Source organism: bacterium (assembly GCA_035281585.1).
Classification (GTDB): Bacteria; UBA10199; UBA10199; order DSSB01; family DSSB01; genus DATEDP01.
Genome location: DATEDP010000012.1, coordinates 1 through 17372, shown reverse-complemented (window position 1 = coordinate 17372; position 17372 = coordinate 1). Strand labels below are relative to the sequence as shown.

At 64.5% G+C, this 17372-nt stretch carries 10 protein-coding genes; 8 read left to right on the top strand and 2 right to left on the bottom strand.

Annotation, left to right across the window (positions count from 1 at the left end):
- Nucleotides 1-149: 149 nt before the first annotated feature.
- From VJR29_00605 to VJR29_00585, 5 genes are all read left to right on the top strand, one after another.
- The gene (locus VJR29_00605) at nucleotides 150-1553 is read left to right on the top strand and encodes a hypothetical protein (GenBank protein HKY61894.1); all 1404 of its coding nucleotides are present in this window, start codon (nucleotides 150-152) and stop codon (nucleotides 1551-1553) included.
- Complete coding sequence (locus VJR29_00600) at nucleotides 1550-5770, top strand: hypothetical protein (protein ID HKY61893.1); 4221 nt, start codon at nucleotides 1550-1552, stop codon at nucleotides 5768-5770. Before VJR29_00605 ends, VJR29_00600 begins: the two co-directional genes overlap by 4 nt.
- Before the next feature lie 53 nt (nucleotides 5771-5823).
- Nucleotides 5824-8058 (top strand): hypothetical protein, encoded by a 2235-nt coding sequence (locus tag VJR29_00595; GenBank protein HKY61892.1) that lies wholly within the window; start codon nucleotides 5824-5826, stop codon nucleotides 8056-8058.
- A 187-nt stretch (nucleotides 8059-8245) separates the two neighbouring features.
- A complete protein-coding gene (locus VJR29_00590) occupies nucleotides 8246-10708 on the top strand; it encodes a hypothetical protein (protein ID HKY61891.1) in 2463 nt (820 codons plus the stop codon).
- On the top strand, nucleotides 10705-13500 hold the full coding sequence (locus VJR29_00585; protein HKY61890.1) for a hypothetical protein: 2796 nt from the start codon (nucleotides 10705-10707) through the stop codon (nucleotides 13498-13500). Before VJR29_00590 ends, VJR29_00585 begins: the two co-directional genes overlap by 4 nt.
- 25 nt (nucleotides 13501-13525) lie before the next feature.
- Here VJR29_00585 and VJR29_00580 read toward each other — a convergent pair whose 3' ends face one another.
- Complete coding sequence (locus tag VJR29_00580) at nucleotides 13526-14365, bottom strand: LuxR C-terminal-related transcriptional regulator (protein ID HKY61889.1); 840 nt, start codon at nucleotides 14363-14365, stop codon at nucleotides 13526-13528.
- 11 nt (nucleotides 14366-14376) lie between these two features.
- Complete coding sequence (locus tag VJR29_00575; protein HKY61888.1) at nucleotides 14377-14700, bottom strand: hypothetical protein; 324 nt, start codon at nucleotides 14698-14700, stop codon at nucleotides 14377-14379.
- A 63-nt stretch (nucleotides 14701-14763) separates the two neighbouring features.
- Between VJR29_00575 and VJR29_00570 the strand changes: the two genes are divergently transcribed.
- The 3 genes from VJR29_00570 to VJR29_00560 form a co-directional block, all read left to right on the top strand.
- The gene (locus tag VJR29_00570; GenBank protein HKY61887.1) at nucleotides 14764-15240 is read left to right on the top strand and encodes a hypothetical protein; all 477 of its coding nucleotides are present in this window, start codon (nucleotides 14764-14766) and stop codon (nucleotides 15238-15240) included.
- Nucleotides 15170-15733, top strand: a complete 564-nt coding sequence (gene lspA, locus VJR29_00565; protein HKY61886.1) for a signal peptidase II — start codon at nucleotides 15170-15172, stop codon at nucleotides 15731-15733. Before VJR29_00570 ends, lspA begins: the two co-directional genes overlap by 71 nt.
- 68 nt (nucleotides 15734-15801) lie before the next feature.
- The coding region (locus VJR29_00560; GenBank protein ID HKY61885.1) for a thiamine pyrophosphate-binding protein at nucleotides 15802-17372 on the top strand (1571 nt) is incomplete at its 3' end.

Below are 17372 nucleotides of genomic sequence, written 5' to 3'. Positions count from 1 at the left end.
TGGCAACCTTTCCCCTAACTTAGCGAGAATGAAGCAAACCCGGAGGTCCATTGGTCTATGACGTTCGGGGCACACACCAATATGAAATCCCCCTAGCTGAGCTCGCAGCGCTGCGCCGCGAACGCGACCCTGAGTTGCGCGGTGAAGCCATGCTCGCGAGCGCCGCCGGCGCCTTCGCGCAGGGACGGGTCGAGGCCGCCGCCGATCTTTACTCCGAGCTAGGCCGAGAGGCCGTTTTTCCCGCCTCGATTCGGGAAAGGGCCCATGCCCGCTGGGCAGCCCTCCGCGGCGAAGGCCGGCTAGGCGACCGAGCCGAAGCCTTCGCCAGCCGATTTCTCCAAGAAGCCGCCGATCCCGCCGCACTCTTCGCCATGACCGTCGCCGGCGCGGCTTTTCGCCTCACCCGTTTTCTAAGCTTAGCTCGTCTGGGCGGTTCCCGGATCCTCGCCGGCGCGGCCGGCTTCGGGGTGGAAGCAACGGTATTTCCCCTGGCCCATCGTTTGGGCGATCGGAGCCTGGGCCGGGAGCTGGAATGGAATCACTCGGTCTTGGGTCGGGAATGGGCTTCCAGCTTTTTGGTGCTCGGCGCCCTGCGGACCGGCGGCCTCCTGACCGGGGCCTTGGCCCCCCGCTCGGGGCTGCTCGGCATCGGCTTGCGGCAAGGCGGTTTGTTCGGCGGCATTCTGTTGGCCCATGAGCTGGAAGCCCGAGCGGGCCTACGCGAACGGCTTCACGGCTCCAACTTGCTGATCGATTCGCTGGCGACGCTGCTGCACTTTCAGGTCGGGGCAAGGTTGAGCCGGAGCCTGCTCGGCGAGAGCTGGCGGCACTGGGAAAGGAGCCTAGCGAGGCGAAGCTCCGCATTGGAGCGGATCTCGGTCTCTCCAAATCTCACAACGCTTCTCCCCCAGCCAGCCTGGGCTTCGTCTTTCTGGGAGCCGCTCTTCATGAGCGGAAACAACGATGAGGGCGGCCGAGGGCCGAGGAATCGGCCGGACAACGTCGTCTCGCTCGAGGAATTCCGGCGCCGGCGTCAGCCAGGCCCCACTCAAAACCGGTCGGAGCTTGGCGAAGCCATCCGCCATTGGATGGCCCATGACCCGACTCGAGCCGACCGCGAGATTCACACCATCGAACAACGGCTCGAGGCCCATCCGCCGGCCTTTCGCGACCTGATCGCCTATCTTGCCGCCCATCATCCGCTGGCGGCCCGGCTCCTGATGAGGCGTCACGATTTATTGGCTGCAGATTCGCCCTTCCGCCACCATCCGATGCTGCGGGACGATCCGTGGATCACGGATTTCTATTCCCACGACGAATTGGTCGACATCTACGAGAGGATCTGGCTGCGCTATGTCCAGCGCCTCCGCTACGACGAAGCCCATTTTTCGCTCTACGACGTGCCGATGAGCTCGCCGGAATTTTTCGAGAACCTCAAGCGGACCCATCCGGCACTGGTTGCGGCCTTGATCCATCCCGGCTTGCCGGCCGAAATTTTCATGCCGCTGATTCAAAGCCTGGAAATCTTTCCGGCGCCGAGGAGTCCGGAATGAGACCGATCGCCGCTTTGAGCTTCCATCTTCCCTTGGCCCTGCAGCGCGAGCTCGACGGCTTGAACCGGGAACCGGAGCCGGAGCTGCGGGCCGAAGGCCTGATGAACTGGGCCCGCCGGGCCGAGGCCGCCGGCCACGGCGAGGTCGCCGCCGCGACTTACGAGGGACTGCTCGGCGATTCCGATTTGAGCGAAGGGCTGCGCCGCCGGGCCGGCCAGCGCCGCGAAATCCTGGACGGCGGCGGTTCCTGGAGCGCGCGGCTGGAGCATCAAGCCGGCCACTTGACGCAGGAGCTGCTTTCGCCGGCCTCGATCCTGGCGATGGGTGCGGGCGGCGCGGTTTTTCGTCTGACGCGTTGGACGATGCTGGGGCGGCTGGCCCTTTCGCCGGCGGGATTTTGGACCCGCGGCCGGACCGCCTCGGCCCTGGCCAGCTTCGCCGGTTTCCTGCTGGAAGCCCCGGCCTTCACGCTGAGCTCGCAGGCTTTCCGCTCGCTGGGCGGCGAGCCGCTGCCCAACCGCGGCGCGCTCGGCCGCGAGCTGCTGCGCAGCTATCTCAGCCTTGGCGGCCTCCGTCTCGGCGGGGCCTTGGCCCGAGGTGCCCAGCGCGGATTGGGCTTGGAATCGAACCCGCTCGCCGCTCCGCTGTTCCATCAGGCCGGCATGTTCGGCGGCATCCTGGCCGGCGGAATCGCCGAGGAAAGGTCGGGGCTGCTCGGGCCGCGCACGGCCGCGGACCGCCTCTTCGATTCGCTGGTGCTGCTGCTGCACTTCAACCTCGGCGGCCGCATTGCCCAACAAGCCTTCGGTCCCCAATTCCAGGCTTGGGAGCAAGCCGTCGATCGCCAGAGTCTGACGCTCAGCCGCCTGCCGCGGACCGAGCGGCCGCGCCGTCCCGCTTGGAGCTCGCCGCTCTTGGCACCGATGTGGATGATGATGGGCGCCGGCGGTTTCGGGCGGCCGCGCGGCCCCCAGTTAAGCTTGGACTTCTCGGCGCCGTCGCGGCCGGCGGCCAATTCGGCTCCTCCTTTGCCGCCCGACCTGGCGATGGCCGAAAGTCTGCGCCACGCTTCGCCCGAAGCCTGGAGCCGCGGCTTGGAAAGCCTCCAAAGCCGAGGCCTGCTGGTTTCGGAATCGGATCAAGTCTCTTTCATCCGCCATCTTCGGCTTAAGCCGGGCATCGCCCGCTTGGGCGAGATCTTTCGCAACCAAGGGCCCGCCGCCAACGAAGCCGCGGCGGCGCTGCGCGAGCTTGCGGCCGAGGATCGGCCGGCGGTGCTGCGCGAATTCCAACGGGCCCTCCGCGAGTCCCACACCTTGGGAGCCGTCCAGGCGCTGAATGCGCTGGCGGCACTGAATGCGACCGAGCTTTTGCCCGAGATCCAAGCCCTGCCCCAAAATCATCCGTCGCCGATCGCCGCCGCCGCCGAAGCCGCTCGGCTTCGCTTGCACGATGACAGCCTGATTCCGAATCTGCTGCGCCGGGCTCAAGACCGGCGGCAAAGTGACACCGACCGGATCGCAGCCTGGGAAGCCCTGGGCCGGCGGCACGACCGGAACTCGGCCATCGAAAGCCTGCGCGGTTTCTTTCGCCGCTTCCATTCGGCCGCGACCCAACGCCGGGCGGCCCTGGCTTTAACTCGGATCGGCGCCAGCGCCGCAGTGCTGAGCTTGGAGCATCACATCGAGCATTCGGCCCGCTCGGAACGGGCCGAGTTCGCCGAGGCTTTCTTCGAGCAGGGATCGATCCGCCAGGCCTTGAGGATCTGGGACGGCTTGGTCCGAAGCCAAGCCGTCGAAGGCCGGACCTTGGCGCTGCGCCTGAGCGCGGCTCATTCCATGCCGGCGATGATCGACGGCCTTCGGGCCTTGCTTTCCGATCCTTATCCCGAGGTCCGACTCGGCGCCGGCCAGCGCTTGGTCGAGCTGGGGCAAGCCCGTCACGCCGCGACCGTAGAAAGCTTGCTCGAATGGTCGAATCCATCCTCGCTTCGCGAAAGCGAAACCCTGCAGGTGCGCGCCGCCGCTGCTCTGCTGGCTCACGACGAGCACCCCGCCGCCCGGGAAAGGCTGATGACTTATCTCGGAAGCTCCTTCGGCCCGATCCGCCTCGAGGCGGCCGCGGCGCTTTTGGCCAGGGGCGAGTCGGCCGCCGCCGTCCGAACCCTTCGTCAATTGAGCCAAGACGGCAACGCCGAGCTTCGGTATCGCGCCGCCGGCCTGCTCGGCGCCCGCGGCATGGAAAACACTCCGGCCGGCAGCCGGCTCGGCGCTTCGATCGGCCTTTTCGGCTTGGGCGCCTTGGCCTGGCTGCTCGATCCAGCCTTGGCCGAGGCTTCGGTCGGCGCGGGCCACGCCGAAGCTTCGGGCTGGTTGCTCCCGACTTTGTTGGCCGGAGCGGCGGTCATGGCCACGGCCCGCGGCTCGCGCGGCTCCGAACCGCCGGCTCCGGGCTCCAACCCGCCTCCCGAAATCCTGGGCCGCTTTGAAAACCCCTGGAATGCGGCCGAAGCGTATCCGCTTCCCCTGATCGGCGAAAACGGCGCGATCATCGGACGCAGCACTCTCGCCGTGCCCAACGTCTTCGATGCCGACCTTCGCCACATCGCACGACGCCATATGGACCTGAGAGTCCAGCAGGGCCGGATCGAGGTTCGGCTCCACGACGGGGCCCGTGGTTTGCGGATCAACGGCCAAAATCTTTTGCCCTTCGAATGGTACCCGCTGCGTGACCAGGACTTGGTCGAGTTCGTCGGCGCCGCCAACGCCGACATTCCGGCTTTTGCCCGCGAGCCCGACGGTTCCTTGGTTCAAGGCGTGCTGCGATTGGGCCAGAAGCCGGTTGAGGCCGTCGATTACCCGGCGATCTTTCGATTCCGCTTGAATCCGCCGGCGCCGCCGCCGGCTCCGACGACGCCGCTGCCGCCGCGGCCACCGCAAAATTTTTTGGAACGCCTCGGCGGCTGGTTGGCTGGCTCCCGCCCCGCTGAAGAACCGCAGCCCGCCGCCGCGCCCTCGACACCGCCGCCGGCCTCGGCGGCGCTGCGGAGCGATCTCTACGCCGAGATTCGCCGACTTTCCCAAACCTTGGCCACCCCGATGGGCCTGCTGGAGATGTCCCTGCGCTCGCCCAGCTTCCAGAGCGCCGAAAGTCGGACCGACGTGCTGACCTCCCTGATCCGAATTCACCGCCAAATCTGCGGGCGAGCCGAGACCTGGGCCTGGGCCGATGCTTGGGTGCGGGTCCCGGCCTGGGACGGCATCTTGGCCGGGCGTCTTGAGAACTTCGGCCAGGAGCTCCGCCGGATCGAGCAGGAGCGCGGCGCCAGTCCCGAGCTGCAAAACGCCCAGCTCGAGCTAGGCCGGATCCGCGATCAATTGAACCGGCTCTTCGAGATGGTTCGGCTCTTCCGCCGCCACTTCCAAGAGCCGGCGGAATTGGTCCGTTTCGACGCGATCGAGCAAGCCTATCAAGGCCTGCGGCCCGAAGTCGTCGCCGTCGGGCAAAGGGTGCGCAGCGCCACCCGGGGTTTGGACGCCACCGTCCGACCCAGCGACCGCCAGCTCTGGACCGCCGAATTCGAAAGCTGGGACCGGCCCTCCCGCTCGATGGTCAACCTGCGAATCCTATTGGGTGAGATCCGCGAGGTTCGGGGCCGGCCGGTGGCCGGCAGCTTTTACACCGCCCTTTCCTCCGGAACCATCTACGAGGGCCGGCGCAGCGTCCGCTTCCACTACGACACCTCCAGCGGCCAAATCCTGGGCTTCGATGACGGCAGTCCCGCCGCCGAGGCCGCGATCCAGCGCTTCCTCCAGGATCGGCTCAACGTCGAGGAGGGAATCCTGGTGGTCGATCCTTCGGGCAGTGGCCGCATCACCGACGTCACCTTGATCGGCTCACCCCGCGAGGCCGTGGTCGAGGCCCTGCGGGGCCTGATCGACCTCCGAGTCCTTCCCCCCCAAGTCGTCCGCGGCTGGAGCGGTCACGCCGGCGATCCCGACCTTCGAAGCTACCAACTTCATCTGGTGCCCGAATTCGAGAGCCCCCGCGAAGACTGGTACCGAGTGGCCGGTTTGATCCGCGATTTCGAGGGCGACCAAAGCCTGCTGACGATGGAGCCGGTCAGTCCCGACTCCTCCCGGCCGGGCATCCAAATCCTGGTGCCGCGAATCGACAGCTTCGGAATTTCGGTCGACGATGTCTTGACAGTTCGCTAGGTTTCTCCATAAAAATCGCAACCTTAATCGACCTCCACCGATGAAGGCTAACTATGCGAATTTGGGGCACAGCCAGCGGCGCGAGCGCGGAGATCTCCGCTTTTCGGCCGAATTCCTATGTCGAAGCGCTCGCCCGCCAATCTTGCGGCGGCCCAGCTCATCGCGAGCTGGAGGCCTTGCTCCATGAACAAGACCCCGAACTTTTTTTCGCGGCCTTGATCGACTTCGGCAATCGCGAGCTGAACCGAAAGCGCCCGGCCGCGGCGGCCTTGGCCTACCAATTGGTCGCCGAAAACGCCCAGGCCTTTCCCGAGCTGAAGGCCAAGGCTCGGCAGAGGTGGGAAGGTTTGCAGGGCATCGGCGCCGTCGGCCCGCGGGCCGAAATTCTGGTCCGGGACTTGGCCCAGCAGGGCGCCGATCCGGCGATGCTCTTGGGGATGACCGCCGCCGGTCTGGCTTACCGCGCGGTCCGCGCCGGCAGCTTGATGTCTTTGGCCGGCTCGCCCCTGAGCCAAAACTGGCTTTCACCGGCGGCTCGGAGTTTGGCGGCCTCGGCGGCCGGCTTCGCGGTCGAGGCTCCGACCTTCACTTTGGCGACTTTAGGCGCCAAGGAAGCTCTAGGTGAGGCTCAAGATTGGTCCCCATCGGCTTTGGCCCACAGCTTGGCTTCGGGCGCCCTGGTGCTGGGCGGCCTCAAGCTCGGCGGCGCCGGGGCGGCGCTGCTCGAAAGGCAAGTGGCCGGACGGCTGGCGACGGTTTCGCTCGCCGCCACGCCTTTTCAACAAGGCGGGATGCTGGCCGGCATCTATCTCGGCCACGGGCTCGAGCAAGCCACTGGCCTCCGAGAAAAATTGGATGGTGCGACGACTTTCGCCGACGCGCTCGCGACGCTGGTGCATTTCAACATCGCCGGCCGGCTGACGCCACGCTTGCTCAACCAGGGCTTGACCCGCTGGGAAACGGCCGCCACCGCCGCCAATCGAAATCAGCCGGGCTCCCCCAGCCCCGAGCTGCTGTCACCGTTCGCCGTTCCGGCGCCGGCCGGCGCCGGCCGGGGCGGGGATCCCAAAACCGATTTTATTGTGCTCAACAGCTCGCACGACGATCAGGGCCGCGGTTCCCCGCCACCACCGCCGCCGCCATCGGCCCCCCGCGACTCCTCTCACGGGATCAGCAGCAAGCCGCCTTCGGAGCAAGGCGTCATCACCGCCGACGCGCTCGCCTGGGGCACCCGCCAGAAACGCAGCTCGGAAGACGTGAATCGAATGGTGAAATTCCTCGAGCGAATCCGGGCCGAGATGTGGAACTCGCTGAATCTCTACGTCGACAAGCCCCTGGCTCGGGCTCTCGGCCAGAGCAAGACTCTCTACGTCCGGGTCCATCCGGTGGAAGGCGACATCGACGGTTATCGGCTCGAGCTGAGCGCCACCCCGACCCCCAGCAAAATGCAAATGGAATACGTCGAGCTGAGCTTCGATTCCAATACCGGCCGACTGAGCCTGAACGACAACCCGGCCCAAGCCGCCTACTTTCACCGCCTCAAGGCCAAAGGCGTCGACCTCAGCCGCAGTTTCCTAGGCTATTATCGCTCGCTCGGGGATTTCGAAAGCTCTTCGCTGCAATCGGCCAAAATGGTCGCCCACATGCCGGCCAATGTCCGGACCTTGGTCCTCCAGCAAGCCACCCATTATCTCCGGCAAGTGCCGAAGCTGGAGGTCCTGCTGCCCGACTTAGTCACCCAGCATCAGACCCCGATTCAAAGCACCCACCTCATCCAATTTTTTTCTTATGTGGCCGAGATGGCCCGCCGGGAAGTGGACGCTTTCGCCGCCGAGGCCGGGCTGCAGGCCATTCAAAGCCAAAGGCTGCAGGCTTTGACCCAAAAGCTGCTGGTCGGGCTCTATACCCGGGAGACGCAAGATCCGGCGATCAGCCGCTTTTCCTATTTGATTGGCCGGATGCGGCCCGATTCGGAATTTCCGCGCCAACGGATCATTGAAGTTCTGACCCCTCGAGAATCGATGTCGAAACCGACCCAAAAGGACGAGCTGCTTTTCAATTTGGTGCGCAGCCCTTCGCGAACCGGCGATACTTTTCCCTACCTTCACCACGTTTACATCAACGTCAATCCTCAAGGCGAGCCGACCCGGGCCGCCGACCTGCGTTTTCAAAAAGCCATCGGCTTGAGTTCCAATTTGAAAATTCGGATGGATTCGCTCTCGATCGAGACCTTCGACGCGGCCAAGGCCGCACAATGGCTCAAAGAAAACGGCCACGGCAACGAATAGTTCATGCCGCACCGCGCGAGACAAGGACCTTGCCAAGCGGCACAACTTACCCTAGGAAGCCCCGATACTTGATTTACCTACCGTGGGGCACAGGCGGCTAAGAGGGAGCCGTTTTCAAAACCAATTCGATGGGCCTTGATCTCAGGATCCGCGCGGGGCAATCGCCGGATTCGGGAGTTGTTCTCCCGTGACGCCGCCCTGCGCCCGCTGCCATGGCGCTCCCTACACCTCGCCCCTGCCCGAAGGCTGGGAGCGGTCGGGGTCGGGCTCGCCCCGTTGCTCGGCCGAAAGCCGCTGGTCGGGCTCGAGCCTTGCCGCACCCGAACCTCAAGCCTTGGAATCTTGGGTCCGCTCCAATTTTGAGAGGGCCCGCGAGGAGCCCCGGCCTTTCCGCGTCGATTTGGATGAAGCTCGGCTCCGAGCCGATGTCCGGCTTAGGCCCCAGGTCCGTCAATTCGCGCCCTGGCCTTGGCGCCACTCGCCCTATCACGCGGTCGCGGTCAACACCGCCGGAATGCGGGTTCGAGCCGATTGGGAATTTGCCGACAATGCCCTGATGCTCGGCTTGCGCGAGCTGGTTTCGATCCAGGATTTGGCGGTCGACGGGCCGTTGAGCGCCAATGCCTGGCCCCAGAGCCTGCGGGTGGGCAATTTCGGCCAGCTTCATTTCATCACCCGAACGACCCCGAGCGTGCTCTTCCTTTTCGACCCCTTCATGGTCCCGCGGCCGCCGATCGGCCAGGACTTTCCGACGGCCCAACAATGGGAGGCCTGCGAAGCTCGGATCGCCGCCGCCGGCCTCGATGCCGGCTTGGAGAATTGCGCCGCGCCGGTGGTCTATCCGAACCACCGCAGCGATCCCCGGATCGACTTGGTCATCACCCGGCAGGTGCCGGCCGAATTCCTCGAGACCGACGGCCGCCTGCCGACCGCCTACAATTTGGAAGAGCTTTGGTCCGATTTCCAGAACTGGCAAAGAAACCACCCCCGCGATCCCAATGCGCCGCGCCGCGACCTCCTGGCCTTGGTCGAAGAGTGGCTGAGCCCCGGCAGCCAGGTCGAGCTCGACATCGCCCGGCTCAACGATTTCTTCCTGCCCGGCGTCCTCGACCTCGGTCCCTCCCGCGGCCGGGTCCGGCTGAGCTACGAGGGTGGCCGCTTGTTCAGCGCGGTGGCCGAGGATTTCGAAATCCAGCTCGACCCCAGCGGCTACCCGGCCTCGGCCAACGGCGAGGCTTCGCCGGTCGAGATCCAAACCGCCTACCTGAGTTCGGCCGCGGCGCCCTATCGGTTCGACAACGGCGAGATCGCTCCCGGCCTCCGCCTCGATTTCGACGCCGCTCGCGGCGAGCTGGCCATCGAGGGGAACTTGAGCCTGCACAGCGATTTGCGGATACCGGGCTGGGGCCAGGTCGAGCTCAGCGGCGAGCTGGCCCTGCGTTCGGCCTGGCGAATCGAAAACGGCGAATGGCAGCCAATTCCCGGGACCACCCACCTGGAATGGCGTAACGGCGAGCTTTGGCAAGCCGGCGGCCGGCCATTGCTCACCCGCTTCAACTTGGATGTGGGCGACGCCTACGATCCCTTGGATCCGCTGGCCGAGGATCCCCAAGGCCTCCGCGCGCAAATCCGCGGCTTTTTGGGCCAAGGCGGCTGGCTCAACGCCGATCTCCACCTGCCCTTGGTCCGCGACTCTAGGAACCACTACGATTTTGAAAGCTTGCTCCAAGAGCCGGCGCGGCTGGCTCTTCAATTCTTCGTGCGGCAAGGCGAGGGCGAAGGGGCCATCGCGATCGAGGACGGACAAGCCCAGGTGGAGCTGCAGCGCGAGGCCGATGGCCGTTTCGACATGAGCCTCGACCTGAACGCCGATCGTTTCGCGGCCTTCGGCCTCGACCTCCGCGGCCTCACGGCCGGCTTTCGAGCCGAGCGGCTGCGCTACCTCGATGGAACGCTGGAGGCGCGGATTCCCAATTTCCAGGTCGAGGTCAATCCCACCGGCAGCCGCCGAGGCCTGCTCCGGGGCCATTCGGTGGTCGAGCTGCTCCATCCGCGGGACGACGCGACCTTCGTCGCTTACAACTTTCCGGCCCGCCATTTGACCTTGAGCGACCTCGATCTCCGCCTGAGCGTGCAGGGAATCAGCCCCTCTTCGCTCCGCTCCGACCTGGCTCACCGCATCCTCAACCCGCGGGTCGCCGGCCTCGGGATCGACGGCCACCTGCAGGGATCGCTGAACGCCGATTTCCTCCATTGGCGGGCGCGCGGACCGATTCGCCTGCGCGGCGACCGCGACGGCGACGTTTATTTCCTCGATGCGGCCGGCCGCCGGGTCGGACCGGCCCTGGTCCGCGACACCCGCTGGAGCTTCAGCCGGGTCGACCGGGTCGATTGGCGCCGGCGCTACGCCCTGGGCCGCTTCCACCTCGACACCTTGCTCAATTTCTCCAGCCTCCTGCCGACTTCGGAGATCGCCGAGGTCGCCCCGGTCTATGGCGCCGGCGGCCAGCGGCTCCGGCCCTTCGAGATCAACGGGATCATGCCTTACGACAATCAACCTTGGGACCTGCGCGGCTTTCGCAACCGGATCCTGGACTATCTCAGCACCCTCTGCCGCCGCGAGCCCCACTGCCGGGAGGAATTGCGATGACGCCGCCGATCCGAATTTCGCCGCCCCGCCTCGGCGCCTCGCTGGAGCTCGCGCCGGCCGGGCCGCTCGCGCCGACCGCCGAGCTGACCTTCCCCCGTTTCGCCATGAGTCCCTGGCCCTTGCCCGGCTCGCTGCCGAGTTTCCGCCTTCCGCCGCTCTTCGCGTCCCGATGGCTCCAGGCTTCGGAAGCCGGCGGCGGCGCCAGCCCGAGCCCCGCCGCGGCCCTGCGCTTCATCGACTTTCTGCCGGCGCTTTTCGACTTGGCCGACGGCATCGAGAGCATGGACCTCGACCTCGAGCATGTCCCGGTCAATCGCGGCTCGGGGCTCTGCCGCTATTCCGAGTTCACGCCGCGGGCCGAGCGGCCGGCCGACTGCTCGCTCACCGTCTATCCCAACACCCAGGCCCGGGTTCACGGCGAGATCCGGCCGATCCGCGGCAGCAGCGAGAGCCTCATCACCCGCTTCGTGGTCGATTTCACGCCCAACGTTTTCAACTCGGCCGCGATCAATGCCTTGGAGATCGACGGCTTCGGCGGGGTCGATTCGCCGGACATGGGCTACGATCAAAGCTTTCGCACCCGCTCGCCGATCCTGTCGATGAGCGGCAGCGGCGACCTGGCCTATGAAAATCCTTTCTTCAGCCATGGCGCCATGGCCACGCCCTTCGGCCAAGAGGTCGCGCCGCCGCCGCACCGGGATTTCATGATCCGCTTCTCGCCGGTCGAAACCACCGTGCTGAGCGCCCTCCAGCGCGAGGTCGGCGCCAGCCGGCTCCTGCTCTATGCCTTTTTGCCGACCCTCGGGATCTCCGACCCGGCGATGTTCGAAAACTTGGGCATCCGCTTCAATACCCTGCCGCGACGTTTTGGCGATTTGCTCCGGCTTTTTTCGCCGCTCTTCGATTCGGCGCGGGGCACGGAGCTGCGCCAAGCCGCGCCTTATTTGAATCCCAACAACGAGATCCTGCTCGACGCCGAGGAGCTGCGCGAGCTGAACGCCGAGCGGGCGGCCCGGGGCGAGGATCCGCTGGTCGGCCTGCGCCAGCCCCTGCCTTTGGACCGGGCCGAGAATATCCGTTGGTATGAACGGCGCCGCCGCCTCAACGCCCGCCGCGCCGAGCAAGGCCTGGCTCCCTTGCCCAACGTCACCACCAACCGCGGCGGCGTCATCGACTGGGGCTTCGGCGACTTGGCCCGCGACCCGGATCGGCTCGCCGCCCTGCCCGACTCGGAGCTGCCGGTTCTCAGCGCCCGGGCCCGGCTTCGAGCCACCCGGCTGACCTTGCCGATGGGAACGCTGACTTTGCAAGCCGGCGCCGAGATTCATGTTCGCCACTTTTTGGAGCGAATCGCCAATCCGCCGCCCGGCCAATCGCCGGTCCGATCGGTTTGGGACATCCGGATCGAGCCGGTCGAGCTGGCCTCGCTCGACCTTAACGCCGGCGGCGCCCTGGTGACGGCCGACCGCCTCGCGGCCTCGCAGCTCCATCTTCGGATTCCTTCGCCGGTCATGCTCGATCCCAGCCTGCCTTCGCCCGGCGCGGAATGGGAAGTGGGGTTGACCGGAGTCCAAGCCGAAAACTTGGGCCTCGGCTCTCCCGAGTTGGGCTTTAGCGCCCGCCTGAATTCGGCCCGCATGGCCGACTTCAGCTTTCGCGGCCGCTTGAACGGGGAATTTTCGGCCGCGGTCCACGGTTTGGAAGCCGAAGAGGTCCATTTGACCCACAGCTCTTTGAATATCGATTTGGCCAGGCTCGAGGTTCCGAGCCTTCATTTGGAACGCGATCGAAGCGACGATGGAAATCCCGGGCCGGTTCGGGTCGATGTGCCCAACCTGGACATTGAAGGCATCGAGGGAAGCGGGCGGGTGCCGATTCACGGCGGCAGCTTTCACTTCCGCAATGGCGTGATCGAGCTCGAGCGCAGCCGCAGCGTCTTCGAAGGTGAGCTCGATTTGCGCGGCGGCTTCCCCAACGGCTTCAGCGAGGGACCGATCGTTTTTGGCAATATCACCTTGCAGCCGGCGGTCGAGAACCTCCAGGTCCAGGGCCGGGCCCGGATCGAGCTCAGCCCAGAAGGCTGGAGCCTGCGCCGCTCCGAAGGCGCCGCCCCGCTGCGCATCGGCTTTCACATCGGGCCCTCTTGGCTCCTCCACCGGCCGGAGCTGCCCGAGGCCTTGCGCAGCTTGGGCGCCTCGCGCATCGTCGAGACCCGGGTCGAGCTCGCCTCGGCCGAAGTTCAGGTCGAGGATTTGCGGGAAGTCGAGTTCGGCCAAACCCCAACCGCCGAGGGCCGCCAGGGGCGGCTTCGCGAGCTTCACTGCGGCCCGATCAGCGTCCACCATTTGGTTGGCGGCGGAAGGATCTGGGTCGGCCTGCCGATTTGGGGCTGGGTCCGCGGATTTTTCCCGGAGCTGGGTCGCGGCGCCCCGGCCCGCTCGGCCCGCCGGCCCGACTTAAGTCCCCTGATCCGCCACCTGCCGGAGGAAGCGCGGGCCCTGCTCGGCGACGGCGATTTCCTCCGCATCGGAGCGGTCGATCTTCACCGCGAGACCGGCGGCGCTTGGCGGACCGAGATCCAGGACTTGATCTTCAGCTTGCGCGAGAGCGGCGGCCGCGGTCAGTTCGGCGGCCTGAGAATTCCCCGTTTCAGCTTGGAATCCCGGGGCCCCGCGGCCAGCGATGCCCGAACCCTTTTCGAGCTCGACCCCAATTACTGGGCCAATATCTTCTTGAACGATCCCGACCGCGGCGGCTCCTTCCGCTTCGTCCGCTGGCCGGAGCGGCCTTAGCAAATGACTAGTCGAAAAATCGGAATCAGCGCGGACCCAAAATTTCGTCCTCATCGAGGAAAACCTCTTCGTCGTGAAGGAGCACTCGCGAATGGACACCGAGCTTGGACATGGCCGATGCAAGGCGACTTGCAACCGTGTTTATCGACATTCCCAGATCATACCCGATGGCTTTATTCGCTTCTCCAAGCGCGGCTCGACGGACCACCTCGGCTTCGCCCTGGGTCAGCCGGCTTGGCCTTTTCCGGCTGGAAACCGGTTCTTCCGGCCGCATCAGAACGTATCGGTATCCATCCAGATCGAAAAAATCGACGGGAAGACTCCGGTTCGCGGCAAGTGAATTCCACAAGGAGGCGGTTTCCTGAAAACCGAGGGGGAAAGCCCCGGCCATCAGGTGGTGAAGGTGCGAGCGAAGGAAAACGCGCTCGGCTCGTTGGCGCGCGAACTTCCCTGACGAATGTTCGCCGTCGTTTGGCTCGGTTTCATCTCGATTAGAAAATGAGACTAAACGCTCGCTTAATACCCGGCTTACTTCCTTTAAACGACTTTCAGTGCCTCGATCAAAATAGGATCCGTAGCTCTTGCGGCCTATGCATATCATTCCGATGATTTTGGTGCCCTGAAGCATCGGCGCGCAGGGGGAGCGCCTCCATTGATCACCCGGATAAACCGACGAGTCACTGACAGCTTCCCTGGTACGAATGAGCTGTTGATATCCAGGTTCGGCCGGCTTGAGTTTTTCGTACTCAAAGACAAAGGAATCCGAAATGTGCCGAACATGAATATCCAAGGCCCGCAAACTCACCGGATCGAAATGATATAAGCCGCATAAATCCGCGCCCACTGCGTCTTCGACGTGATCCATGAAGCAAGACTTCAATTGGAAGGGGTTCGGGGCGATCCGGAGAGAGTGAAGAAGTCTGGCAAAATTCCGTGCCGAGTGGTGGCTTGAAAAATCCCCGCGACCATTCCATTTTTGACAAAATCGATGCGGCCTTTGAGTTCGATATCCCCTTCAAGGATCGTTCCCCCCAGGTCTTCGGGATTCCCCAGAGGGATCAGCTCCGATTGAGGAACGTAATCGAAGGGCTCATAAACCAACATCGGAAGAATATCTTGAGCAATCGCCGCTTGGTTTAAGATGCCGACTGACAAAAGAGACACCATCATGATGATGAAGAATTTTACTCGTCTTTTCATGAATCCTCCCAATTTTTAAACGGCAGACCATTCCGCTTTAAAGAACTTTAGGAGGTGAGACAAATGGCATCCATAGTCATTTTGTTGCGCCACCTCGAAAGCGAAAAAATTCACCATTTTGGGCGATTTCAACCCAATCCAAAAGAAGTACGCTTTCGAAAAGCGGACCCGTGGTTTTTCGGGTTCTCATCATCGCCTCAAAGGCGGGTGCTCCATGAGAAGACGAATGCAACCCAGAACAAAAGGATGGTAAAAATGAAGACGAATATAAAAGCGTTCCTAGTGCTCTGCGGCGTGGTTTTGGCGGCGGCAACGCTGGCTCCCACCAAGCCTATCAACCCTCCGCCCCCCTCGGGTTCGGGGCCCTATATTTACGATTGTCCTCTTCGGGAATCTCCCTTCGATTATTCGTCCGCGCGGATGTATAGGACCTACTGTTTGATCAGCTGTTATTACGAAGACGGCAGTTATGGGAATATTCTCAAGCCAGCTCCCAACGGGATGTGCGAAACCACCGAAAGTGGTGCAATCTATAACTGAGGCGCCGAAAAAGCTCCGGTTTTGGCGGCTTTTCCTCGTGGCGGCCGCGTCTTTTGCCATTGACCAAGCTACCAAAAGCCTTGTCGTGATGAAGCTTCGGCTCGGAGAGTCGCAAGAAATTGTGGCAGGGCATTTCAACGTCGCTCGCTTAGGCAACGAGAACGCCGCCTTGGGCGCCTTAAGCCAAGCCGGACCGGGGCTACGCTTGTTGATATTCCTCATTCTGCCGATGGTCTTGATGGCCGGAATGGCGCTGGGGCTGCGACACTTGAAACGGGTGGACCGGATCCTGGAGCTGGGCTTGGGCCTACTTTTCGGCGGAGCCTTGGGGAATCTGTTCGACCGGCTGACCCGCGGCTCGGTGGTCGACTTCATCGATTTGCATTGGAAAGCCAGCCAGGCCCCGACTTTCAATATCGCCGATCTGAGCATCGGTCTTGGAATCGTGTTCTTGCTGCTTTCCATCGTCCGCCCGCCGTCCGTTCCACCGTGATCGCCGGTCCGGTGATTCGTATGGGATTAACATCGCAAAGTTACACTCCAGAGCTTCGCCCGAAGAAAGTGTCGACGCTGCCCGAAGCCGCCGCGGCCCGACGCCTCGTGGATGCTTTGGTGAAAAATGGCGTGAGCACCTTCTTCGGGGTTCCGGGCGGGCCGATCTGCCCCTTCTTTGAAGCGGTGCGCCTCGACCCCCGCGCCAAGATGGTCGAATCGCGGCACGAAAGTTATGCCGCATTCGCCGCGGTGGCCTTCGCCCGAGCCACCGGCAAGGTGCCGGCGATCGTCGTCACCGCCGGACCGGGCATCACCAACGCGGTCACGGGCATTGCGTCGGCCCACCTCGAGCGGGTGCCGATGCTGGTGGTCGCCGGCGATGTCGCTTGGAGCAATCACGGCGGGCGGCTGGCCCAAGACTCGGGACCCGAAGGGATCGATATCGAGCGTCTATTGGCCCCGATCACCCGCGCCCAGGTCCGCATCGCCCGGGCGCGCAGCGCGGTCTCGCAGGGTTTGGCCAGCCTGCGGGCGGCGACCGACCCCAATCGCCCCGGCCCCGCGCTCTTGGTCTTGCCGATCGACGAGGGGATGCGCTCGGCCCCCGAGGTGGAGTTCGACATGCCGGAACCGATCGCGAGCTCGCCGGTCAGCTTGGACGCCGTGGCGCGCACCGCCCGCTGGCTGTGTGAAGCCGAACGGCCCCTGCTGGTCGTCGGGGGTGGCTGTCGCGGCTACGCTCCGGCGGTGGCGCGGCTGGTGGATGCGCTTCAGGTGCCTTTCGTCACGACTCCCCGAGCCAAAGGCCTCGTAAGCGAGCGCCACCCCTACTCGCTCCGCAACGGCGGCATGGCCGCATCGATGTGGGCCCGCCGCTATACCGCGCTCGGCGTCGACGTCGCCCTGGTCCTGGGCACCGATCTCGATGACACCTCCATGGGACCGACCCCCTACCTGTCCGAAAAGGGCCGCTTGATCCACGTCGATCTCGACGCCACCGTGTTCAACCGCAACGTTCCCACAGCCCTCGGGGTCCTGAGCAATGTCGGCGCATTCGCCCGTGATCTCGAATTCTATGCCACCCGCCGCGAACTCAAAAACCCGAAGGGCGCGGCGCTGAGTCGCGAAATGCGGTCCCGATCGGCTTTCGACGTGGAGGATTTCGAAAATGACCCCGGCGAGCCCATCGCGCCCCATCGGGTGATCGCCGAGCTGCAGCAAGCCGCCGCCCGCGGCACCCGTTTCGTGACCGATATCGGCGAACACATGCTCTTCGCGCTCCACTACTTGACCGCTCTCCATCCCGATGATTTCCACATGCAGCTGAATCTGGGGAGCATGGGCTCCGGCATCGCCGGCGCGACCGGCCTTGCGCTGGCCGATCCCCAAAGACCGGTGATCTGCATCTGCGGCGACGGCGGCATGCAGATGGCCGGGATGGAGGTGCTCACCGCCATCAAGGAAGGGCTGCCGATCGTCTACGCCGTCTTCAACGACGCTCGCTACAACATGGTGTTCCACGGAATGACCCAAATTTTCGGCGACAGCGAAGCCTATGAGACGCCGCTCATCGATTTCAAAATCTGGGCTCAATCCTTGGGCCTGGCGGCGGCCCCGGTCCACCGTCCCGGTTGCAT